Source organism: Proteus sp. FZP2095 (assembly GCF_023701425.1).
Taxonomy (GTDB): Bacteria; Pseudomonadota; Gammaproteobacteria; order Enterobacterales; family Enterobacteriaceae; genus Proteus; species Proteus cibarius.
The window spans coordinates 141,512-164,858 of the sequence record NZ_JAMQBJ010000005.1; the positions used below are offsets into that span (position 1 = coordinate 141,512).

Annotated in this window: 22 protein-coding genes; 10 read left to right on the forward strand and 12 right to left on the reverse strand. The window is 39.1% G+C overall.

Annotated features, from left to right (window positions below):
* Positions 1-56: 56 nt before the first annotated feature.
* Positions 57-314, reverse strand: coding sequence for a 50S ribosomal protein L27 (gene rpmA / locus NBG71_RS16580; protein ID WP_006535706.1), 258 nt, complete (start codon positions 312-314; stop codon positions 57-59).
* A 19-nt stretch (positions 315-333) separates the two neighbouring features.
* Complete coding sequence (rplU, locus tag NBG71_RS16585) at positions 334-642, reverse strand: 50S ribosomal protein L21 (RefSeq protein ID WP_006535707.1); 309 nt, start codon at positions 640-642, stop codon at positions 334-336.
* Positions 643-905: 263 nt separating this feature from the next.
* On the opposite strand from rplU, the gene ispB reads away from it, so the two are divergent.
* A complete protein-coding gene (ispB, locus tag NBG71_RS16590) occupies positions 906-1,877 on the forward strand; it encodes an octaprenyl diphosphate synthase (RefSeq protein WP_075672813.1) in 972 nt (323 codons plus the stop codon).
* 49 nt (positions 1,878-1,926) lie between these two features.
* On the opposite strand, the gene NBG71_RS16595 is transcribed toward ispB, so the two are convergent.
* Together NBG71_RS16595 and NBG71_RS16600 are read right to left on the reverse strand one after the other, a co-directional pair.
* A complete protein-coding gene (locus tag NBG71_RS16595; RefSeq protein WP_023583583.1) occupies positions 1,927-2,343 on the reverse strand; it encodes a DNA-binding protein in 417 nt (138 codons plus the stop codon).
* An 82-nt stretch (positions 2,344-2,425) separates the two neighbouring features.
* Positions 2,426-2,776, reverse strand: a complete 351-nt coding sequence (locus tag NBG71_RS16600) for a DNA-binding protein (RefSeq protein WP_098941361.1) — start codon at positions 2,774-2,776, stop codon at positions 2,426-2,428.
* A 186-nt stretch (positions 2,777-2,962) separates the two neighbouring features.
* Between NBG71_RS16600 and NBG71_RS16605 the strand changes: the two genes are divergently transcribed.
* Complete coding sequence (locus tag NBG71_RS16605; protein WP_250917028.1) at positions 2,963-3,229, forward strand: helix-turn-helix domain-containing protein; 267 nt, start codon at positions 2,963-2,965, stop codon at positions 3,227-3,229.
* A gap of 102 nt (positions 3,230-3,331) precedes the next feature.
* On the opposite strand, the gene mdh is transcribed toward NBG71_RS16605, so the two are convergent.
* Positions 3,332-4,270: a malate dehydrogenase gene (mdh, locus tag NBG71_RS16610; protein WP_159242217.1), complete on the reverse strand. Its 939-nt coding sequence runs from the start codon at positions 4,268-4,270 to the stop codon at positions 3,332-3,334.
* A gap of 447 nt (positions 4,271-4,717) precedes the next feature.
* Here mdh and argR point away from each other — a divergent pair, with 447 nt between their 5' ends.
* Positions 4,718-5,188: a transcriptional regulator ArgR gene (argR, locus tag NBG71_RS16615; RefSeq protein ID WP_006535714.1), complete on the forward strand. Its 471-nt coding sequence runs from the start codon at positions 4,718-4,720 to the stop codon at positions 5,186-5,188.
* 57 nt (positions 5,189-5,245) lie between these two features.
* Here the strand turns inward: argR and mpl are convergent, their stop codons facing one another.
* Entirely contained in the window at positions 5,246-6,625 is a 1,380-nt protein-coding gene (gene mpl / locus NBG71_RS16620) for a UDP-N-acetylmuramate:L-alanyl-gamma-D-glutamyl-meso-diaminopimelate ligase (RefSeq protein ID WP_075672809.1), read from the reverse strand.
* Between the two features lie 165 nt (positions 6,626-6,790).
* Between mpl and fbp the strand changes: the two genes are divergently transcribed.
* From fbp to NBG71_RS16635, 3 genes are all read left to right on the forward strand, one after another.
* Entirely contained in the window at positions 6,791-7,798 is a 1,008-nt protein-coding gene (fbp, locus tag NBG71_RS16625; protein ID WP_023583589.1) for a class 1 fructose-bisphosphatase, read from the forward strand.
* Positions 7,799-7,997: 199 nt separating this feature from the next.
* Positions 7,998-8,525, forward strand: coding sequence for an inorganic diphosphatase (gene ppa / locus NBG71_RS16630; protein WP_098941362.1), 528 nt, complete (start codon positions 7,998-8,000; stop codon positions 8,523-8,525).
* A 330-nt stretch (positions 8,526-8,855) separates the two neighbouring features.
* A complete protein-coding gene (locus NBG71_RS16635; RefSeq protein ID WP_196576364.1) occupies positions 8,856-10,484 on the forward strand; it encodes a sulfatase family protein in 1,629 nt (542 codons plus the stop codon).
* An 89-nt stretch (positions 10,485-10,573) separates the two neighbouring features.
* On the opposite strand, the gene NBG71_RS16640 is transcribed toward NBG71_RS16635, so the two are convergent.
* The 3 genes from NBG71_RS16640 to tamA are packed head-to-tail and all read right to left on the reverse strand — an operon-like array spanning position 10,574 to position 16,490.
* Positions 10,574-10,921, reverse strand: coding sequence for a gamma-glutamylcyclotransferase family protein (locus NBG71_RS16640; protein ID WP_075672807.1), 348 nt, complete (start codon positions 10,919-10,921; stop codon positions 10,574-10,576).
* A gap of 5 nt (positions 10,922-10,926) precedes the next feature.
* Complete coding sequence (tamB, locus tag NBG71_RS16645) at positions 10,927-14,751, reverse strand: autotransporter assembly complex protein TamB (protein WP_284737314.1); 3,825 nt, start codon at positions 14,749-14,751, stop codon at positions 10,927-10,929.
* Positions 14,748-16,490, reverse strand: coding sequence for an autotransporter assembly complex protein TamA (gene tamA / locus NBG71_RS16650; RefSeq protein WP_159242216.1), 1,743 nt, complete (start codon positions 16,488-16,490; stop codon positions 14,748-14,750). The genes tamB and tamA overlap by 4 nt, the downstream gene beginning before the upstream one ends.
* Positions 16,491-16,628: 138 nt before the next feature.
* On the opposite strand from tamA, the gene msrA reads away from it, so the two are divergent.
* Together msrA and paeA are read left to right on the forward strand one after the other, a co-directional pair.
* On the forward strand, positions 16,629-17,255 hold the full coding sequence (gene msrA, locus NBG71_RS16655) for a peptide-methionine (S)-S-oxide reductase MsrA (RefSeq protein ID WP_223672738.1): 627 nt from the start codon (positions 16,629-16,631) through the stop codon (positions 17,253-17,255).
* Between the two features lie 151 nt (positions 17,256-17,406).
* Positions 17,407-18,786, forward strand: a complete 1,380-nt coding sequence (gene paeA / locus NBG71_RS16660; protein ID WP_075672803.1) for a polyamine export protein PaeA — start codon at positions 17,407-17,409, stop codon at positions 18,784-18,786.
* Between the two features lie 79 nt (positions 18,787-18,865).
* On the opposite strand, the gene NBG71_RS16665 is transcribed toward paeA, so the two are convergent.
* A complete protein-coding gene (locus NBG71_RS16665) occupies positions 18,866-19,072 on the reverse strand; it encodes a DUF1107 domain-containing protein (RefSeq protein WP_006535730.1) in 207 nt (68 codons plus the stop codon).
* 283 nt (positions 19,073-19,355) lie between these two features.
* Here NBG71_RS16665 and NBG71_RS16670 point away from each other — a divergent pair, with 283 nt between their 5' ends.
* Positions 19,356-19,916 carry a YtfJ family protein gene (locus NBG71_RS16670; protein WP_109394691.1) on the forward strand — a complete coding sequence of 187 codons (561 nt, stop codon included), beginning with the start codon at positions 19,356-19,358 and terminating at the stop codon, positions 19,914-19,916.
* Between the two features lie 53 nt (positions 19,917-19,969).
* Here the strand turns inward: NBG71_RS16670 and cysQ are convergent, their stop codons facing one another.
* Both cysQ and bamJ read right to left on the reverse strand, forming a co-directional pair.
* On the reverse strand, positions 19,970-20,710 hold the full coding sequence (gene cysQ / locus NBG71_RS16675) for a 3'(2'),5'-bisphosphate nucleotidase CysQ (protein ID WP_075672801.1): 741 nt from the start codon (positions 20,708-20,710) through the stop codon (positions 19,970-19,972).
* Between the two features lie 142 nt (positions 20,711-20,852).
* Complete coding sequence (gene bamJ / locus NBG71_RS16680; RefSeq protein WP_075672800.1) at positions 20,853-21,473, reverse strand: BamJ family beta-barrel-assembly machinery protein; 621 nt, start codon at positions 21,471-21,473, stop codon at positions 20,853-20,855.
* 260 nt (positions 21,474-21,733) lie between these two features.
* Between bamJ and NBG71_RS16685 the strand changes: the two genes are divergently transcribed.
* Positions 21,734-23,182 (forward strand): NAD-dependent succinate-semialdehyde dehydrogenase, encoded by a 1,449-nt coding sequence (locus tag NBG71_RS16685; RefSeq protein WP_250917029.1) that lies wholly within the window; start codon positions 21,734-21,736, stop codon positions 23,180-23,182.
* Positions 23,183-23,347: the final 165 nt, after the last annotated feature.

Sequence of the window (23,347 nt, forward strand, 5' to 3'; positions counted from 1 at the left end):
AAAAGCCCCGCAACATATTTGCAGGGCTTTTGACTCGGTGCTTAAAGGACCAGTAATTATTCAGCTTCGATACTGATAAATTTACGGTTGTTTGGACCTTTAACTTCGAACTTAATTTTTCCGTCAGCTAATGCAAACAGGGTGTGGTCACGACCACAACCAACGTTAGTACCTGCATGGAACTTAGTACCACGTTGACGAACGATGATGCTACCTGCTAATACAGCTTCACCACCGAAACGTTTAACACCCAGACGTTTTGCTTCGGAATCACGACCGTTACGAGTCGAGCCGCCAGCCTTTTTATGTGCCATTGAACTACTCTCCTAAACCTTAAGCGATACCAGTGATTTTAACATCAGTAAACCACTGACGGTGGCCCTGTTGTTTACGGCTGTGTTTACGACGACGGAACTTAACAATCTTAACTTTATCGCCGCGACCGTGAGCAACCACTTCCGCTTTAACTTTAACGCCCGCAAGGATTGGAGCGCCAATTTGAATGTCATCGCCATTAGCGACCATCATTACAGTATCAAACTCGATTGTTTCGCCAGTAGCTACTTCCAGCTTCTCTAAACGAATAGTTTGACCTTCGCTGACTCGGTGTTGTTTACCACCACTTTGGAAAACCGCGTACATATAAACTCCGCTTTCCGCACACTCCCAATATGTATAATTTGAGTGCACAATTAAAATATTCACATAGGGCGCGAATTCTACGCAAATTTAGTGCCGATGACAAGTACAGATCGCAAACTAGCGTTAAAAAAAAGAGTTTTTTACACGATATTTATTTCAGCCATTTTTAAAGTACAATCTAAATTATAAGAGAGTAAAATCTATGGCATGATCATTTTTTATTAATAATAACGCGCTCATTGGCGAGCCAAAGTCGAAAAAACATGAATTTAGAATCTATTATAAAACTAACATCCGCTGATATGGCTGCGGTAAATGAGGCAATCCTTTACCAGCTTAATTCAGATGTTTCTTTGATAAACCAACTTGGTTACTACATCATTAGTGGTGGTGGTAAAAGGATCCGACCAATGATCGCAGTGCTCACTGGACGAGCATTGGACTATCAAGGTGACAAACATATCTCGGTCGCAGCGCTTATCGAGTTTATTCATACTGCAACGTTGTTACATGATGATGTTGTTGATGAATCTGATATGCGCAGAGGAAAACAAACAGCAAATGCTGTCTTTGGAAATGCAGCCAGTGTACTTGTTGGCGACTTTATTTATACACGATCCTTTCAGATGATGACGGATCTTGATTCGATGCGTGTATTAAAATTAATGTCTAGCGCCACCAATGTGATCGCTGAAGGTGAAGTTTTACAATTAATGAATTGTAACGATCCTGACATTTCTGAAGATGACTATATGCAAGTTATTTACAGCAAAACAGCTCGTCTGTTTGAAGCGGCTTCTCATGCATCAGCCATTCTTTCTGGTGCGACACCTGAGCAAGAAAAAGCATTCCAAGATTATGGTCGTTATCTTGGGACTGCTTTCCAGCTCATTGACGATTTGCTTGATTATGATGCAGATAACAACCAGCTGGGTAAAAACACTGGTGATGACCTTGATGAAGGTAAACCAACGTTGCCATTACTTCATGCTATGCATAATGGCAATGAAGAAGAATCCCAATTAATTCGCCAAGCCATTGAACAAGGTAATGGCCGCCATTTATTGGATACTGTTTTAAATACTATGAAACAGTGTGGCTCTTTGGAATATACCCGTCAAAAAGCAGAAGAAGAAGCAGACAAAGCGATTGAAGCTTTATCAATTATACCTGACTCACCATATAAAGATGCGCTTATTGGGCTTGCTCACGTCGCTGTACAACGTCAATCATAACTTTGATATATAAACCCTCGTAGTTATGTAAAGAAGCCCGCTAGAGCGATTACGTCGATTCTGGTGGGCTTTTTAATTTATTGAGCACTTCTTCGTTTTCTCGTTCGATAGCATCCTGATTATCCGCATCAATATAGCTAATGAGCTTTGCCAGCCCTTCACGTAATACGAATTTCACAATCTTTTCTCGTTCCGATTTTGTCAGTTGATAATAAGCTTCAACCCAAATCAAAAAGGCATCCTGACGTTTTGATAAATACTCAGCCGGAGGTTCATGTGCAGCAAGCACACTAATCACCTCATCAGGTAGACTTTTTACGGAATACTCGACAGCTTTTCCCTGCACGCCACGTTTACGACGGTTTTCCCATCCTTCACGACGCGCCATCAAGTTAACTCCCTGCGGTGAGTTAGGTAACCCCGCAAGCCCCACTAATTCTTTCGCTGTATACCATTCTTTTTTCATGATCTCATCTCACATTCAACTAAGAGGTTAGTCAGATAGATATCTGTTGCGGATAACGCAATAATAGATTCTTTAAAATCGCTTAATCATTGACGACTTTTTCTAAAAAACTTCTAATACCATCCCGCAATATCAGCTCTGTTAATGTTTTTTGTTCACCATCATTTAGTTGTTGGAATGCTTTCACCCAGATAACGAGTGGCTCCTCTTTTTTATTTAGTTTGTAATGTGCTAATGGCTCATAAAGTTCTAGAGCAATTAAAGTTTTTTCTGGTAAACAAGAATAATGATATTCAACACCACTACCTTGCTTATTTTTTACATTTTGTTTTTGCCAAGACTCTCGTCTCGCTTTCGAATTTACACCTTGTGGTGATTTAGGTAATCCACCTATACCCGTCAATTCCTTTGCCGTATACCACTCTTTTTTCATTATGTTTCTCTAAAATTGTTATCAACTTCAAAAAAGAAATTATTAAGAAAAAAATCAGAAATCTTTTTAGAAAAATAATGTTATTTTATTTTCTAAATAATCAGTTTAAATGCTTTAGGACATTTCTAATAAACTGTTATTTATACCACTAACACAGCAATCAATTTTATAGAAAAAGGATTAAAAATGATTTCAAGGAAATCTGATTGGCATCTTGCCGATATTATTGCCGCACTTAGAAAACGAGGAACAACACTTGCTGCCATCTCTCGCCAAGCAGGGTTAAGCTCTTCAACACTGGCTAATGCGCTGTCACGCCCTTGGCCTAAAGGAGAGAAAATCATTGCTGATTATCTTGGTGTAGCTCCTAGTGAAATTTGGCCTAGCCGTTATTTTCATCCTGAAACAGGAGAATTACTTGAACGAAAGATTCGTACCAAAACTAATAATTAACTAATAATTACAGATATTATAATTAATAAAAAAAACCGCTGATATAGTATCAGCGGTTTTTATTTAAATTTGCATTATTTTTATAGCAAAAAAAGTATTTCTTTATTTATTAATAAATTCTTCACCAAGAATTATATCTTTTTTCAATACATCTAACATGCCATTAAGAGATTGTTTTTCAAAATCACTTAATTTACCAATAGATAAATATTCCTCTACACCGTTTTTACCTAAAAGAATAGGTTGTGCAAAGAAACGGGCATATTCTCCGTCGCCTTCTGTATAGGTGCATTCAATAACATTTTTCTCGCCATTTAGAGCGCGAATTAATGAAAGACCAAAACGAGCGGCTGCTTGACCCATAGATAATGTCGCTGATCCACCACCTGCTTTTGCTTCAACAACCTCAGTACCTGCATTTTGAATGCGTTTAGTCAGTGCAGCAACTTCGTCATTAGTAAATGAAACGCCGTCAACTTGAGATAATAGAGGGAGAATAGTCACACCAGAGTGTCCACCAATCACTGGAACGTTGGTTTTTTGTGGATCTTTACCTTTTAGCTCTGCAACAAAGGTATTGGCGCGAATAATGTCGAGTGTGGTAATACCGAAAAGACGTTTTTTATCGTAAACGCCTGCTTTCTTAAGCACTTCTGCTGCGATAGCAACGGTTGTATTCACTGGGTTAGTAATGATACCGATAAGTGCTTTCGGGCAATTTTGTGCAACCTTTTCAATTAAATTACGCACGATACCTGCGTTAACATTGAAAAGATCTGAACGATCCATGCCTGGTTTACGAGCAACGCCCGCAGAAATTAGAACAACATCAGCGCCTTTTAGCGCAGGAGAAGGATCTTCACCCGCAAAACCTTTTACAATAACTTGAGTCGGGATATGGCTTAAGTCAGCTGCGACACCCGGTGTGACGGGAGCGATATCATATAAAGAGAGTTCACTACCAGCTGGAAGCTGATTTTTAAGAAGAAGTGCCAGTGCCTGACCAATACCACCTGCTGCACCGAGAACTGCTACTTTCATTCTGATACTCCTTAGTTTACGAGATAGTGGAACGCCTTCGAGATACTCACTATTACGCAATTCACCTTTAAAAAAACAATTATTTAACAGCAATATTGCATAATAAGGCATTTTCAGTGAAAAATAATACTTTGGTTATTCTAAACAAATTGCTTATCTGTTAATGAGATAGTGGACACCCTTTTGATAAATAATTTCAATAAATATGGCAAAGTGTTAAGTACACCATCATCCTTGTGATAATCATTTAAGCTTATCATTTATTTAACAAATATTTTACTTTCTTTAAATTATCACATTCACGCGCTGTAAATAAATTTTTTTTGCAGTACATTCTACTTTACAATTTTGAGGTGGCTATCACTCGCCTTTCTTCGTCTTATGTTGCATAAAAATTCACTTCTCTGCATAATACACAGGTTATTGATAACTCACTAAAGGTGAACTATGCGCGTTCCTTCTAAGCAAGAAGACTTGGTTAAAGCGTTTAAAGCCCTGCTGAAAGAAGAAAAATTCAGTTCACAAGGCGAGATTGTGACTGCATTACAAGAGGCTGGATTTGATAATATTAATCAGTCCAAAATCTCTCGTATGCTAACAAAATTTGGTGCAGTAAGAACCCGTAACGCCAAAATGGAAATGGTCTATTGCCTTCCTACTGAGCTTGGCGTACCAACAGCAAGCAGCCCATTAAAAAATCTGGTACTCGATATCGATCATAACCATTCTGTTGTGGTGATAAGAACGAGTCCAGGTGCGGCACAACTTATTGCACGTTTATTAGACTCATTAGGCAAAGCAGAAGGTATCCTTGGCAGTATTGCGGGTGATGACACTATTTTTTCAACACCAGCACCAGGATTTTCTACAGAAGAATTACGAGACGCTATTCTGAATCTTTTTGATCAAGAATTATAATTAGCCTTTCTGCAACTTCAAAAAATAAGCCACTGAATTTCAGTGGCTTATTTATTTTTAATACTGACTATCAGAATCTTTAGGCTGTGCTAATTTTGCGAGCAGTTTCTCATGAATACCCCCAAAACCACCATTGCTCATAATCAAAATATGATCGCCCGCTTGAGCTTCTTTCGCAATCATATCGACTAATGTATCCAGATCTGTACTCCAGCGTGCCGGTTGCACACAATGCTCTGCAATATCACTTACTAGCCATTGAATATTAGGTGGCTGGAATAAAAAAACTTCATCAGCGCGACCTAATGCAGGTGCGATATCATCCTTGCTAATCCCCATTTTCATGGTATTTGAACGAGGCTCTAGGACTGCAATAATACGAGCCGTTCCACCGACTTTACTGCGTAACGCTTCAAGCGTTGCCAAAATCGCTGTGGGATGATGAGCAAAGTCATCATAAACACGGACTTGATTAACTTCACCACGTAACTCTAAGCGACGACGCGCATTAATAAACTTATCTAATGCTTCACAAGCATCCGCAGGTAAAACACCAACGTGGTGCGCTGCAACAATCGCCATTAAGCCATTTTGCATGTTGTGTTCACCAGAAAGTCCCCAACACACCTCTCCGACTCGCTCACCTTTGTGGAACACCTCAAAATGGCTACTGTCATTACTGAGTTTTTTAGCTTGCCAATCTCCAGTTTCACCAGTGAATTCTTGTTCACTCCAACATCCCATTCCAATGGTCTGTTTTAAATTCATATCGTTATCAGGCATGATGATTTTTCCGGTACCTGGGACGATACGAACTAAATGATGGAATTGTTTTTGAATTGCCGCTAAATCATCAAAAATATCAGCGTGATCAAATTCAAGATTATTTAAAATCAATGTGCGTGGAGAATAATGAACAAATTTAGAGCGCTTATCAAAGAAAGCACTGTCATATTCATCTGCTTCAATCACAAAGAAGGGGCTTTCGCCTAACTGTGCAGATACTTGGAAATTACCCGGTACACCGCCGATTAAAAATCCCGGTTTATAACCACAGTCTTCTAAAACCCAAGCCAGCATACCCGCTGTTGTTGTCTTACCATGAGTTCCTGCAACAGCTAACACCCAACGTTCAGGTAAAATATAATCATGTAGCCACTGAGGGCCTGAGGTATAAGGCAAACCTTTTTCAAGTACAGCTTCAACACAAGGATTTCCTCGTGTCATCGCATTACCAATAATCACCATGTCAGGGGCAGGTTCTAATTGTTTTGGGTCATATCCCTCAATCAGTTCAATTCCCTGATTTTCTAATAAAGTACTCATGGGTGGATAGACATTAGCGTCTGAGCCTGTGACTTTATGTCCCTTTGCTCTAGCGAGAATGGCAAGACTTCCCATAAAGGTGCCACAAATACCAAGAATATGAATGTGCATGAATTTCTGTCCAATAGCATGAAGTTGGTCACTATTCTAACGATCAAAAAGCAGATAAGAAACGGATTAACCTTTGAATCATCCGATTCTTTGGCTAAACTTGCCACCACCAAGGAGATTTTTCCTCCTTTTTTACTTTACCCACTCACATTCAGGACCTGCGTCATGAAAACATTAGGCGAATTTATCGTCGAGAAACAACAAGATTTTCCCCATGCAACTGGTGAACTTACTGCATTACTTTCAGCAATTAAGCTTGGGGCTAAAATTATCCACCGTGATATTAACAAAGCAGGGTTAGTCGATATTCTTGGTACTAACGGTGTTTCTAATGTTCAAGGTGAAGCCCAGATGAAACTGGATCTTTACGCGAATGAGAAACTAAAAGCTGCATTAAAAGCGCGTGGTGAAGTTGCGGGTATCGGATCAGAAGAAGAAGATGATATTGTTATCTTTGAAGGTGATCGCGCTGAAAATGCTAAGTATGTTGTACTAATGGATCCTTTAGACGGTTCGTCGAATATTGATGTAAACGTTTCCGTCGGAACAATTTTCTCTATTTACCACCGTATTACGCCAATTGGTCAATCTGTCACTTTAGATGACTTCTTACAACCAGGTCATCGTCAAGTAGCTGCAGGCTATGTCGTTTATGGCTCATCAACCATGTTGGTTTATACAACAGGTTGTGGTGTTCATGCCTTTACTTACGATCCATCTTTAGGTGTATTCTGTTTATCTCATGAAAGCGTACATTTCCCGCCAACAGGAAATATGTACTCAATCAATGAAGGTAACTACATCAAATTCCCATTAGGCGTAAAAAAATACATTAAGTATTGCCAAGAACAAGACGCAGCAACAAATCGCCCTTATACCACACGTTATATTGGTTCTTTAGTTGCTGATTTTCACCGCAACTTACTGAAGGGGGGGATTTATATTTATCCAAGTACTGCAAGCCACCCTACTGGTAAATTACGTTTACTCTATGAATGCAATCCAATGGCGTTCTTAGCCGAACAAGCTGGCGGAAAAGCAAGTAATGGTAAAGAGCGTATTCTAGATATCGAACCAAAAGAACTTCACCAACGTATGCCTTTCTTCGTAGGTACTAAATCGATGGTTGAACAAGCTGAAAGCTTTATGGCGCAATATCCAGACGAAGAATAATCCATTCGTTTGGCACTAACATAGATAAACCGGACTTCTTATTCGTCCGGTTTTTTCATCTTTGAAAATAGTACTTTCTTTTATTTGCTGCTTATTTTTACGTCAGAACGCAACATGTTCGGCAAAAAACGGGTATTGTTAAAAACTTTTCGCTATACTACAGGCCACGTAAAATTAATTTTTTTATAGGAAATTTTTTATGAGCCTGAATCATGTTCCTGCTGGTAAAGAACTACCAGAAGATATCTATGTTGTTATTGAAATCCCAGCAAATGCTGATCCTATCAAATACGAAGTTGATAAAGAAAGTGGCGCACTGTTTGTTGACCGTTTTATGTCAACTGCAATGTTCTACCCATGCAACTACGGTTACATCAACAACACGTTATCTTTAGATGGTGACCCAGTAGACGTTCTGGTTCCAACTCCATATCCATTACAACCAGGTTCAGTTATCCGTTGCCGTCCTGTTGGCGTACTGAAAATGACTGACGAATCAGGTGAAGATGCGAAACTGGTTGCAGTGCCACACACTAAACTGAGCAAAGAATACGATCACATTAAAGATGTGAACGATCTGCCAGAACTGTTAAAAGCACAGATCAAACATTTCTTTGAACACTACAAAGATTTAGAAGCTGGCAAATGGGTTAAAGTTGACGGTTGGGAAGGCGTAGAAGCCGCTAAAGCTGAAATTCTGTCTTCTTTCGAACGCGCTAAAAAATAATCCTTGAGTAAATCAAGATATTACAAGGCAAATAACACCCTAGTATTAGGTTTATTTGCCTTTTATTTCTTCATCTTTTAACCCCCTATTTTCAGTTAAAAAGTGTGCCTTTAAATTTAATAAATTAAAATCCACTTTCTTCCCTACTTGTTCTCACTTCTTATGTTCTCTTTTGTTCATCATAGATAAATTATCCTCTTTAAATCACAAATATTAACTTTCGCATACCTTCGAGCGTACCTTCGATTGATTTCGTGTGATCAATTCAAAAGAAATTGAAGATTTTTTAATCTATGTTACTGCCATATCTAATGAATGAGAGAGGTTAAAATGTCTATAACACGTCGAGATTTGTTAAAGGGTGCAGCCGTGGGTGCGACAGGATTATCACTGGTTTCACCACTATCTGCATTATCCTCATCAACAAAAGAGTATATAACCCCATTAAATACACCTAAAAACCCTAAGAATATTTTAATTATTACCGCAGACCAATTAGCAAAGCGAGGTATCTCTGCTTATGGCAACAAAGAGGTAAAAACTCCCGTTATCGACTCGATTTTAAATACAGGAACAAGTTTCCATAATGCGTATTGTGCTTACCCCTTATGTGCACCTTCAAGGGCTTGTTTTTGGACTGGAAAATTACCACACCAGACAGGCATTATTTCCAATGACAGCCCAAACATACCAGAAACAATGTCCACATTAGGAACGTTGTTTTCACAAGTGGGATATGAGTGTAAACATTTTGGAAAACGGCATGATTATGGCTCATTAGAAGGATTTGATTGTGCGCCTCAAATAGAAAAAGAATTTAATGCTCACCCTGCCTTTCCTGTTGATTATGATACGAAAGAAGATGTGTATTGTTTAGAAGAAAGCCTGAAATATATCAATTCACTCCCCAAAAGAGAGGAAAAAAAGCCATTTTTATTAGCCGTTGAATTTAATAATCCACACAATATAAATGGATGGACAGGAAATTTTGCGGGTGAGCATGGTGACATCGAAAATATCGGACAATTGCCACCTTTACTTAATAACTTTGACACTGCTGATGATCTTAAAAATAGACCTAAAGCTATTCAATACGCTTGCTGTACACATAACAGAGTTATGCAATCAGGGAAATGGAGTGAAAAAAATTTCCAGCAATATCTCAAAGCCTATTACTATTTTACTGAATTGGTAGATAGCTATATAGGACAAGTTATCAATGCATTAAAAAAGAGTGGGTATTGGGAAGATACACTTGTTGTCTTCTTCTCTGACCATGGTGATGCAATGGGAGCACACCGATTAGTTGCTAAAATGAATTGGTTTTATGAAGAATCGACAAATGTGCCTTTTGCATTTTCAGGGCCGGGTATTCAATCTGGCGCTTTAAAACATGAATTAACATCCCTTTGTGATTTATTACCTACTCTCTGTGAGTATATCGGAATTGATTACCCTAAAAATATTTATGGTCGCTCTCTGTACCCGTTATTAACCGGAAAGACAGTGAAAGAATGGAGAAATAGTGTCATTTGCCACTGGAATACTGACCGAAATGTCGATGTTCAACCAGCTAGAATGTTAAGAACAGAAAACTTTAAATATATTATTTATAAAGAAGATGAAGAAGAAGAACTCTACGATATGGTTAATGATCGAGGTGAAACCCAAAACCTCAGTCACCATCCTGATTATCAACAAATAAAAAAAGAATTACGGCTCAAATTAGACAATGAAATCCGAAACAATTCAGATCCTTTTTATATTCAAGAAGTAATTATTAATAAAAAATGGCGTAGCCATGAAGTAGGATATCAACACCATACAGGTGAAACGAGTATTCAAGTTTATCAGAAAAAAATTAGGCCATTATTGGCTGAAAATGAAATAGATAAAGCGAGACGAATGCGACTTAATTTATATAAAGAAGCGCGCCTCTCTTATATTTGTGAAAAATAAGCATTTAGTTATTTCTCATATAAAAACGGCTCAATATTTCTATCGAGCCGTTTTTATATAACATGGAGCAAAAAGTAGGATGCTACTGATTACTCTTCTTCATGACGTTTTAGCCAGTCACCGCATTTTATTTCACGTAAACCATCAACAGGCTTTTGATAAAGATAGATCCAAGCGCTGCCATAAGGCGTTGAAATCAGTTGGCGCTTGTAATCCTGATCGTTCTTTTTCAATTCATCAAGCTCTGTCAAAATAGAAGGCGTTATTCGATAGACTTCGCATTCTATTTCACCTTCACCTTCGATAACTGCAGGATAAAACCCTAAATCATAGAGTTTATATCCCACTAACCTATGCTCACCTAGAAGCTGAGCATAGGTCATCCAGTGATGGTTACCCTGGTTTCGCCGTAAACTACCATAAACAATAATTCGCATATAATTTAAAACTCAAATTGATAAAGCAGATCTATTGCCTGATTCATACCAGACACTGCTTGTAAATACAACCTGGGCATCAAGCGATAACGTAAGGTTAACGTCGCTAGCGAATCAAATATACCCACACCATACTTCACTTGTAGATCGTTTGTGATCTTACCGCTGACCACAACTTGTGAGTTATCCCCCACCCCTTGTGTATCAAGCGCTAAATCCGAAACCCCAAAGGTTTCACCAATACGCCCCACAAGCTGACCACTTTGACCAACGCCTAGTCCTATCAGCATTGCTGTCATTTGTGATGAATCCGCATCACCACTGGCTAAACCTTCGCCTCTTAACAAATAAGACAATGCTTCTTGTTGTGTTTTAGCCGGCTCAGAGAAAATTTCTACTTTAGGCTGATCAGCAAGTCCTGTTACCTTAACACCAGCAATAACATTGTCTGCAGTATTATCAGGATTACGAATAGCCTCGATATTTAAATAAGGTTGATCAACGGGCCCTGAGAACAAGATTTGTCCTTTACGAACTTGTAAATCTTGCCCATAGGCTTTGAATTCCCCCCGTGGAATATCAACTTGTCCATTTAAACCTAGTCCTTGTTTATTCTGATTGACTTTAAGTGCTCCCGTCAATCTCGCTTTAAGCCCAAATGCGTCCAGTGTCACATCATCGCCAATATTAATCGCTAAATTACTTTGAATTGGAATCGATGTCTCTTTTTGTGCAATCGGCTGCAAGTTTTTATCCAGCATCACTTCATCAGAAGAAGCAGATACTGCTGACTCTGGTAAGTCTTGAACAACGATGCGTGCCCAAGGAATATCAATGCGTCCATCTAGTTTTAGTAAATCAGGGCGAGCCTCAAACACTAAATCAGGATTAACATCAATACGTACCATCGGAGGCAATGCAATACGTAGCTTATTGCCATTTGCTGCTACGACTGCGTGCCATGCATCTAATTTACGCCAATCGGCATTACCAGTAAGATTTAAGTAACCTTCAGGAGTTTCAATTCGACCGCTTAAATCAGACGTCGCACCATTAAATTGAACATCAACATTCCCTTTCGTAATATCAAACGGGATCCAGTGCCCAACCACTTTTAATTGATTGATACCAAATTGACCAAATAGCAGTGGTGATTGAGCATTTCCGCCTAAACGTAATTGCGCACCAACACGACCTTCAGCTATTTCACCTTTACCTAAGAACGGTTTGATTAAATCTAATGTCAGATTATCAATATCCACCGTACCTGATAGCTGGCGCTTTTTCTCGAGATCTGCAACATGCACATTCCCTTTAATATCACCATTACCTGCAATACTAATCAGCCATTGTAATGTTGCTTTGCCGTTGTTAACGCCTGCATTTAAGGAGATAGCATCAAAATCAATCGGTAAAACAGTGCCTTCAATATTTTGTTTTACTGCAACACCTTGCCCTTTTAGATTTACCGATGCTTTCGGTAATCCGCCTTTTGAGTTCCATGTTGCGGTGGCATCACCAGTAAATACACCTCGGACAGAAGTCTCTGGTGGTAAGAAAGGTTTGATCATAGCAAGATCAAAACGCGTCAATGTAATTGCAGCAGATCCGCTTTCACCTACAGTTATCGCTTTAGGAACACAAACTTGTGCATTTGGGTTTACCCAACAGTGAGAACCAATGGTGACTTCTTGCTTCTCAGCAAGTAAATTCAATGCCATTGCTTTATTTAAACGCCATTCACCCACAGGGGTATCAAATGCCGTATTATTTAGCGTTCCTTTCCATTGCTGTTTCTCTTTATCGAATGAACCCGCTAATGTCAGCCCACCAGAAACTGGCTCACCATCCATTTTTAGTGTCAGTTTATGCTGTTTTTCTGTACCAGCAGCATCCAACGTTAAATTGCGAATAACTAAATCGGCTTGTTTTAACTGACGAGCAGTAATAGCGAGTTTGCCACCAATTTCTTTATCCGCTTGAACATCACCTTTGATAGTGATGGATTCGACACCGACTTGATCTTGCCATTTAATGCCGTGAGCGTTGATATCAGCAATAATCTTAGGTGTATTAATATCACCCCGAACATTAACTTTGCCTTTAATAACACCCGCTAATCCAGGTACTAAACCATTTAATCCTGGAGCGTTGATATTGGCATCTAATGCCCATTTATCACCTAAATGCCCTTCAATATCGAGGTTATTTTTACCCAAGATCAGTTTTAACTGGGGAATATTCCATTGGCCAGAATCATTACCATAAGCATTACCTCTCGCTTTGATAAGATTGTTTTTGATATTGCCATCTAAGGTAATTTCAGGCACACGTAATTGCCAACTACCACCATACAGACTCCCTGTTGTGGCAATGCGTCCATCTAATTTCGCTGGCATATCAGGGTACTGTTTTGCCGTATTAATTCCTGAAATAGAGAGCAATGCATTCCAGCTAATTGCCTTACTCCAATCAGCAACACCCGTAATATCAGCATGACCTTGCAAGGCAGCTAAACGTAAACGTGTCAGCTCTATTTTCTCTTCATTTCCTTTTGCATCCAGCATTAATTTGGCTGGCGGGATCTCCTGACCTTCAATATCAGAACGTAATGAGAGATCATAGTTATCTGTCTGACCATTTAAGCGTAATCGAGTATCGTTAAGTTGATACTGTATATCGCCTGTTAATGGCCAACGAACTTTTTGGCTTTCAAGAGTTAGTTTTAAAGGAAGGTGTGGTTTTGCCAGTTCAGCTTGAGCATTCAAAGTTGCTGTAACTGTTCCTGTTAAAGAAAGTGCTAATTTAAGCTCTTCCAGTAATGCTCCTTGTAAAGAAAGCGTCGCTTTTTGATCTTTAAAATCTTCAAGCCCTGCGACATCACGGACAGTCGCATTCACATCTAAATTAACAGGCCACTGTTTATCTAGGGTAATTCCCCCATTTAAACTCACTTCACCTTCTAGTGCATCAATATTTAATTTAGTGAGATTAACCTGCTTACCTTGAGTCTTTGCTTCAAACAATAATTGGTTAATCGTAACAGGTGTATCACCACTAACCTGTAATTGCTTACCTTCAATTCCTTCAATATTAATATCAACGGGAATAATAATTTCAGGTAATTCGGCTAATAATGGTTTAGCAAAAATCGCTTTAATTGTCTCGGCTAACGCCTGTTCTTTTTCTTCTTGTGTTGTGGACTCAGTTTGAGGTTTTGCAGTTGCGATTTCTTTTACATCTTGAGCCGTTGCTTCAACACTCCCTTCTTCTGGTGTCTTTGGTAATGCCACCAGCAAATCATTAATAAGTGTTGGATTTAATGTAACTTGGCGACCTTCCCACTGCGCACCAGTTTTAAATTCGCCTAACGAGATTGCCATATCGTCAATCTTCACATGCGTATTTTCTAATGAGAGTGAATTTAAATAGATAGGTAATGGCGCATTAAGCTCTGTTAGAGGCTCTGATGGAGGTGTTTCTTCAGAAGGAGGGAAAGCGCGAGTATCAACATTAACAACAACATCTCGTGTGCCTAATGTATCGACACAAACTTGTTTATCCGTCAGGCACGCTAAACGTAATCCTAATGATAATTCACCCACGTTCACGTCAACTCCAGGCATTTGATATTCAACACCCGTTAAACGTAGATCTTGCCAACCACCACTAACATCTTTGATAACTAAGCCAGGAACCCAACGAGCTGCGCTATTAATAGCGAAATGCAAACCCGATTGTGTTCCCAAAACCCAAGCGACAGCACCGAATGTAAGCAAAATAATGATAAGGAGTGTTAGCGCAATCCATTTCAACCACTTTTTTATCATAACTCTGCTCCTAACCCGATATAAAACTGGAGTCTACGTTTATCAACGTCACTCACAGGTAAAGCTAAATCAAATTTAATTGGACCAACTGGTGATGCCCAACGAACACCTGCACCCGCACCTGTTTTAAAATCACTGCGCGTAAAATCATTAACTGCTTCACCACTATCAATAAAGACAGCACTCCACCAGTTACCCGTGATGTTATATTGATATTCTAACGATCCAACAAGCATTCTTGATGCCCCCGTTAAATTACCTTTACTATCTTCTGGTGAAATACTTTGGTATTTAAAGCCTCGAACACTTCTATCACCACCAGCAAAGAAACGTAATTCAGGCGGTACTTGCTCAAACGCGTTAGTTTCAATCCAACCAAAGTTACCTCTTACCACAAAGCGGTGCCCATCCCATGGTGTACGTATCCAAACGTGTTGTGCTTGAAATGCAGCAAATTCGACATCAGAACCCCATATTTTATTAGAGTAATCTAATGTATAACGTTGGCTATCCCCCCAAGAAGGCATCATACCGCCTCGTTGACGAACTCGACTTGCTGTAACACCAGGATAAAGCAACATAGTGGTATTCGTAACTTCACCTTGGGTAAAGTGGCTGAGGCTCCAACGTGTATTCACGCTATATTGCCAGCCTGTTGACATATCCCAGTTACGAGACACATTTAGCGTTGTGGTATCAGAGCGGGTGTCATTTAGATCGGTACGTTTAAACCCTCCCTGAATACCGTAGTACTGCTCTAATGGATTGACCTTCAGAGGAATTTTATAATTGGCACCAATAGATTGCTCAGGCTGAGAAACGCTGATATTAGAGGTTAAGCTGTGTCCTCGTGAGTTCATCCAAGGCTTATCCCACTGCATATTAAGACGAGGGCCCACATCAGTAGCATAGCCCCCACCAAGTTCAACATAGTTGCGAGAGCGAGGTGTTACAACTGCACTCATCGGTAACAGGTGAGTGCCATCAGCGCGCGCTTTAGCAATATCGGGTGTCACAACCGCAGAATTAAACCACCCTGTTGCCGCTAAACGGCGATTAAATTCAGCCAGATCTTCTGAGGCGTAATATTGCCCCTCTTTAAAAGGAACAATATTTTGTAAATAGTCTTCACGGATTTGGGAGCCCGTATAATTCACTTTTCCAAAACGATAACGTTCTCCACTATCGAAAACAAAATCCCAATATGAAGCATGATTATCTAAAGAGACACCCAACTGGCTTTTTTGCATTTCTGCATCAAAATAACCACGGCGAATAGCAAGCCCTGTTAATGAACCTTTGAGTTTCTCGTAATCTGCATGGTTTAAAACACTATCAAGAGGAGGCGTATTTTCTTTAATGACTTTTGCATATTGACTATCTGTTTTAGCACCACCATCAAGAACCACATCAACGCCTTTCAGTAAAATCGGAATACCCGGTTCAACTTTAGCCGTTAATACAGATCGTGCAGGCGGTGTATTTTCTTGATAAGTAAATGTCACTTTGGGCTGATAATAACCTAAAGGGCGAAGTCCTTCTTGAATTGCTTTTTCAACACGCGCACGAAAACGCCCGTCAGGTGCAACTTCTTCTGTTGTAATGTTTGATAGCTGGACTCGCGCATTTTTTTCGAGCTGCCCTTCTAAACCTTCTACTTTTAAACGCAAATTTGCCCCATAGGCAACAGGCGCGATAAAAGACAGACAGAGAACGTAGATAACGGAGTATCTCGGCACGTTTTCTCCTCAATATTATTTAATCCATGTGATGAATTGACGACAAACTGTTTTAAGCTTTATTGTAGATTTAGTTTATAACAATATTAAACCTTTACCATAGTAAAGCGTTTACAAATATAAAAATTGGAGTCTACCTTGCAACATAAAGCTTACCAACCAGAGAATGCCTTAAGGGGTACTTCGATACCATTAGAAATATCTGCTAATCATGCTATAAATGGGCATTCTATTAATGATATTCCAACCAATATGGATATTGCTTATTTTGCGATGGGCTGTTTTTGGGGTGTTGAACGTCTGTTTTGGCAACAACCTGGGGTTTACTCAACAAGTGCGGGTTATAGTGGTGGTGTAACTGAAAATCCAACTTACCAACAAGTTTGCCAAGGTTTAACAGGCCATAGTGAAGTGGTGAGAGTTGTTTTTGATCCCTCAGTGATTAGCTATTCACAACTGTTGGCCCTTTTTTGGGAAAATCACAATCCATCACAAGGAATGCGCCAAGGTAATGATATTGGTAGCCAATACCGTTCTGCCATTTACACTGTTAATGAAGAGCAATATGCTCAAGCTATTGAGTCAAAAAAACGTTATCAACAAGCGATGAATACTCAAGGTGCTACTGAAGCAATCACGACTGAAATTCAGCCGGCGGGTCCTTTCTATTTTGCTGAAGATTACCACCAACAATACCTACATAAAAACCCACAAGGTTATTGTGGATTAGGTGGAATAGGTATCTGCTATCCCCCTGAAAAGTAAAACTAGCAGAAAATAGCAGGGCGATGATATAATTACGCCCTCTTATCTATCTTTGTGAATAATTCCATCACAATATATTGATTTATCTTCTATTTTTAACACTCCAGTATTCCCCCTTTGGATGAAATACTTGGGGTGGTGTGAGCCTTATATGCTTAATAGTTTACTCATTGTGCTTTTGCTTTGTGCTATCAGCGCCTTTTTTTCGCTGTCTGAAATCTCTCTTGCTGCTTCTCGTCGAATTAAACTCAAACAACTTGTTGATGAGGGCAATATTAACGCCGCACGTGTATTAAAAATGCAAGAAATGCCAGGCATGTTTTTTACCGTTGTGCAAATTGGATTAAATGCCGTCGCTATCCTAGCGGGTATTGTTGGTGAATCTGCATTCTCTCCTTCGTTAAAAAGCTTTTACCTCCAATTTTTTGAAGAGCCATTAGCGCAACAACTTGGATCTATTTGTTCTTTTATTATTGTCACATCCATGTTTATTTTATTGGCTGATTTAACGCCAAAACGCATTGGTATGATAAAACCTGAAGCTATCGCATTAAGAATTGTGAACCCAATGCGTTTCTGCCTTGCCTTTTTCCGCCCTCTGGTTTGGTTATTTAATGGTATGGCAGATCTCATCTTCAAATTATTTAAAATCCCAATGGTAAGAAATGAAGATATTACTTCTGATGATATTTTTGCCATCGTAGAAGCTGGTGCTGTTGCTGGGGTTTTACGTAAACAAGAACATGAGCTGATAGAGAATGTTTTTGAATTAGAGTCACGTACCGTACCGTCAGCAATGACTCCTCGAGAAGATGTGGTCTATTTTGATCGTGAAGAAACTGAAAGCGATATCAAAGAAAAAATTGCCACTCAACCTCACTCTAAGTTTCTCGTTTGTGAAGGTGATATCGACCATATTATTGGTTATGTTGATTCTAAAGAGCTACTTAATCGTGTTATTAACGGGCAAAGCTTAAATCTCAATGAAGGTGTTCATATCCGTAAGGCTCTGATTATTCCTGATACATTAACGCTTTCAGATATGTTGGAAAGCTTTAAAACATCCGGTGAAGACTTTGCCATCATCCTTAATGAATACGCTATGGTGATGGGTGTTATTACACTAAATGATGTGATGACAACTTTAATGGGCGATTTAATTGGACCAGGGCAAGAAGAGCAAATTGTGAGTCGTGATGAGCACTCATGGTTAGTTGAAGGTGGTACGCCAATTGATGATGTAATGCGTGTACTTGATATCGACGATTTCCCAGATTCAAGTAACTATGAAACTATCGCAGGTTTTATGATGTATCGCTTACGTAAAATTCCAAAACGTACTGATTATGTGAAGTTCTCAGGATACAAATTTGAAGTTGTCGATATTGATAATTACAAAATAGATCAATTACTCGTGACAAAAGTTGATGATATTCCACCTGTTAAGCCAATTTTACAAGAACATGTTCCTGTTATACAGACAACAACAGAAGTCGATATCAAGACAGATGAGAATAAAACGGTAAGCTAACAAGTAACAAGCCGAAATTAATAACTGAGTCTTATCGAAGATATTCACGAGAAAGACTCAGTTATCTATCAGATAAAAGTTAGCCCATTTCTGCTTTTAGTAAAACGACCTGCTGGTTCACTTCACTCATGACATTAAAATGTAGCTTATCTCTTATTTTAGGTAATAAAATTTTACCGTAATCGAATTCAAATGCACCCATTCCTTTGATGTAAAACCGTCCACGAAATAATGTCTTAACGTAGAGAGCAATTTTTTCAGGGTTATAGCGATTGAAGATTTTCATCTTTCAGTTAGTCTCCCATGCTCGTTGTTGAGTTTAATAAGTCATAAAGACTTATCTTTATATATCAAATTTAAAGACCTAATTATAAGTACTAGGTTCAACTTATTTGATTTTCTTATCTGTTTTTACATTTATTGACAGTAAAGAATATAAATAAAGATAGCCTGTGCGTTATTTTACCCACTCAATGTTAAATAAATGTATCAATGATGAGGTATTATTCTTCATTAGCTTCTATGCTTAAATAGAATCTAACGTCGATTTCAATAATAGGATCATGGCTATGCACAAAATAACCTTAGCTGCTCTTTTACTCAGCACATCCACATGGGCATTTGCACATAACATCACTGAAAATACAGTACTTCCCGCTGTCACAATCAATGACAAAGGTGAGTTACTTTATGACACAACCAAAGATAAGTTTAGCTACCAAAATTGGAATAGTGGTCTGCTCAGTGGAAAAGTACGTACTGTTCAGCATATAGCAGGACGTAGCAAAGCTAAGGAGATGAATGCGCCGTTTATTGAAGCCGTAAAACTGGCTAAATTCCCACATAGCAGCTATCAAACTACAACAATTATTAATACTGATGATGCAGTGTTTGGTACAGGCCCATTTGTTCGTGGCAGTGTTGAAGATAGTAAAAAAGAATTTCCTTGGTCACAATTTATTGTTGATGCTGATGGTGTAGCATTAAAAGGCTGGGGATTAGAAAAAGAGAGTTCAGCTATTGTTGTTTTAGATAAACAAGGCAAAGTTCGTTTCGTCAAAGAAGGTGTATTAAGTGGTGCAGAAATCACGACTGCAATCAATCTTATCAACGACTTAATTAAAGAATAATTCCTGTGTCAGAGCCCTTATAAAGCAAAGGGCTCCAATTTTGTAAAGCGGCACTAAAAGATAGAAACTCTAAATCCTGGATTTATCAGCGACTCTTTTGGGGAATAATCTAGCGTGACTCCTTTCCAATCCGTGACATGTGCACCCGCCGCAATCGCAATAGCATGACCTGCCGCGGTATCCCATGTATGTGTAGGCCCAAAGCGAGGATAAAGCTGTGCTTTACCTTCAGCGACTAAACAAAACTTCAAAGATGAACCAACAGCAACGGTTTGATGTGCGCCAAGTTGTGAGAGGTATTCTTTTAATTCATCATCTTGATGAGAACGACTAATCACAATCACGGGCGGCTCTGCACGACTTGCATGAATAGGCAATCGTTGCCCACAAGCTTCTTTCCACGCCTGTTTATTTGCCGCTGCATATAACACATTTTGAACAGGAGCATAGACAACTCCTAAAACAGGAATACCCTTTTCAATTAAAGCGATATTTACCGTAAACTCACCATTCTTACTGATAAATTCTTTAGTTCCATCTAGAGGGTCAATCAGCCAATAACGATCCCAATGGCGACGAACTTCCCATTCAGGGGGATCTTCTTCAGATAATTGAGGTATATCTGGAGCAATAGAAGCAAGTCCTTGTTTGATAACTTGATGAGCAGCTAAATCAGCTTCGGTGACAGGTGAATTATCACTTTTTTCCTGTACTTGGATAGGCTCTGATTGCTGATAGATTTGCATTATCGCCGTACCTGCTTGGCGAGCTAATTTGCTGACTTGTTCTAACATAATGCACCTCTCTTATTTCTATAAGCAGATAACTTTTCTTATAAAAATTAATTACCCTACTGTCTCTTTATTTTAGTCCAGAGACGAAAATAGCCGGCAAAAACCGGCTATTTTTTACTCTGATTTACCGCAGAATAAGAAATTATAAAATTTCTAATAATTCTACTTCAAATACTAATGTTGCGAATGGAGGAATAGCCGCACCAGCTCCACGTTCGCCATAAGCTAATTGGTAAGGAATATATAATTCCCATTTTGAACCTACTGGCATTAATGTTAATGCTTCAATCCAGCCTGCGATAACGCCATTTACTGGGAATTCAGCAGGTTGGCCACGTTGAACTGAGCTATCAAACACAGTGCCATCAATTAAACGACCAGTGTAGTGAACACGAACATGATCAGTACGCGCTGGAATTGCACCTTCACCCGCAGTCAGAACTTTGTACTGTAAGCCTGATTCTGTAACTTTAACGCCTTCATTTTTCACATTTTCTTCTAAGAAAACTTTACCTGCATCAGCCAGCTCTGCTTGGCGTTCTTGACGAACAGCTTCAGCGCGCTCGTGCATAGTACGTAAGGCATTGTGTAATGTTTCAACAGGTACAGAAGGCGCATTACCTTCTAATGCATCGGTCAAGCCAGCTAACAGTGCTGCGGGCTCTAATCCTTGAAGACCTGATTCAGTCAGTTGTTGACCGACTTGCAGACCAATACCGTAACTTGCCTGTGATTCGATAGAATCAAATGATGGTTTTGACATGAAAAATACCTGTTTTTTATGAAAGTTAGATCCAAGAATAACAGTGGTAAGATACAGCGTAAACCTTCAGTCTTGAGTAATGGGAATTATTCATTAAAAACATAAGCAATTGACCTTATTGATCGTCTTTTTGACGCTTTTTTATTGGCATTTGTCATACTTATTTTCACAACATCGCAACACAGGCATATAATTATAAACAGGCACAAAACTGCCTAGCCTTATAAATATCAATATATATGTGTTCAGAGAGGTATTAAGTGAAGATAACGACGAATCCCTATTTCCACGAACAAGGCTATATTGATGGTCTTTGGTGTAATGCTAAAAATAACGAAACTGTTGATGTTGTCGATCCTGCCACGGGTATTTTACTTGGTACTGTACCCAATATGGCAACACAAGAAGCAATAATGGCTGTTGATGCTGCACAAAAAGCCTTACCAAAATGGCGAGCACTCACAGCACATCAGCGCGGAGCATTATTGCAAAATTGGTTTAGATTAATCACTGAAAATAAAAGAAAACTTGCTGAATTAATGACATTTGAGCAAGGAAAACCGGTTGCTGAAGCTGAAGGTGAAATTGCTTATGCAGCCTCTTTTATTGAGTGGTTTGCAGAACAAGGTAAGAGAACCAACGGTGAAATTATTCCCTCACCTTCTGCTGATAAACGCTTGATGGTGATCAAACAAGGTATCGGTGTTTGCGCTGCGATTACACCTTGGAACTTCCCGGCTGCTATGATCACCCGTAAAGCCGCTCCTGCATTAGCGGCAGGTTGTACTATGGTGATTAAACCTGCCAATGAAACACCTTATACCGCATTGGCTTTAGCAGAATTAGCGGATCAAGCCGGTATTCCCGCTGGTGTTATTAATATTGTAACCGGAGATGCCATTAAAATTGGCGAAGTCTTTACCTCTGACAACCGTGTTCGCAAATTAAGTTTCACAGGCTCTACGGGTGTTGGACGTTTATTAATGCGCCAGTGTTCAGATAGCGTAAAAAAAGTCTCTTTAGAATTAGGTGGCAATGCACCATTTATCGTGTTTAACGATGCCGATATTGATAAAGCGGTTGAAGGTGCAATGGGAGCTAAATTCCGTAATGCAGGACAAACCTGTGTTTGCGCTAACCGTTTTTATATTCATAAAGATATTTATCAACAATTTAGCGAACGCTTTGTTGCTGCCGTTAAAAAGCTCAAAGTGGGAAATGGTTTTGAAGAAGGTGTCACTATTGGGCCTCTTATTAACCGTAAAGCGGTTGAGAAATCACAATCATTGCTTGATGACACACTAAAACGCGGTGCAACACTGCTTTGTGGTGGAGAAAGTGATCAAGCAGGTGAAAATTTTTTCCAGCCTACTGTTGTTGGCAATGTTCCCGCTGATAGCCATATCCTTGAAGAAGAAATATTTGGCCCTGTTGCACCTTTAGTTATTTTTGAAAATGAAGATGAAGTGGTGCATTTAGCAAATAACACCATTTATGGTTTAGCCGCTTATTTTTATAGTGAGAACTCACAACGTATTTGGCGTGTTGCTGAAAATTTAGAATACGGCATGGTGGGTATTAACACCGGTTTAATTTCCAATGAAGTTGCACCATTTGGTGGTATTAAACAATCAGGTTTAGGTCGTGAGGGCTCTGAACACGGCATTGAAGACTATATGGAGATGAAATATCTCTGCCAAGGGTTATAAATAACCTTTAACCCAACTTATAAAAGTAAGTCAGCATGGATGCTACTGCTTTTTTGTGGCTTTTTTATTAAAAGGGAAAGGAAATATTTAATATGTTATCTCAAAGGAGATATATAACTAATATTCCTTTATTCTTTAAGCTAACTTTTTATGAAAAATCCTTAG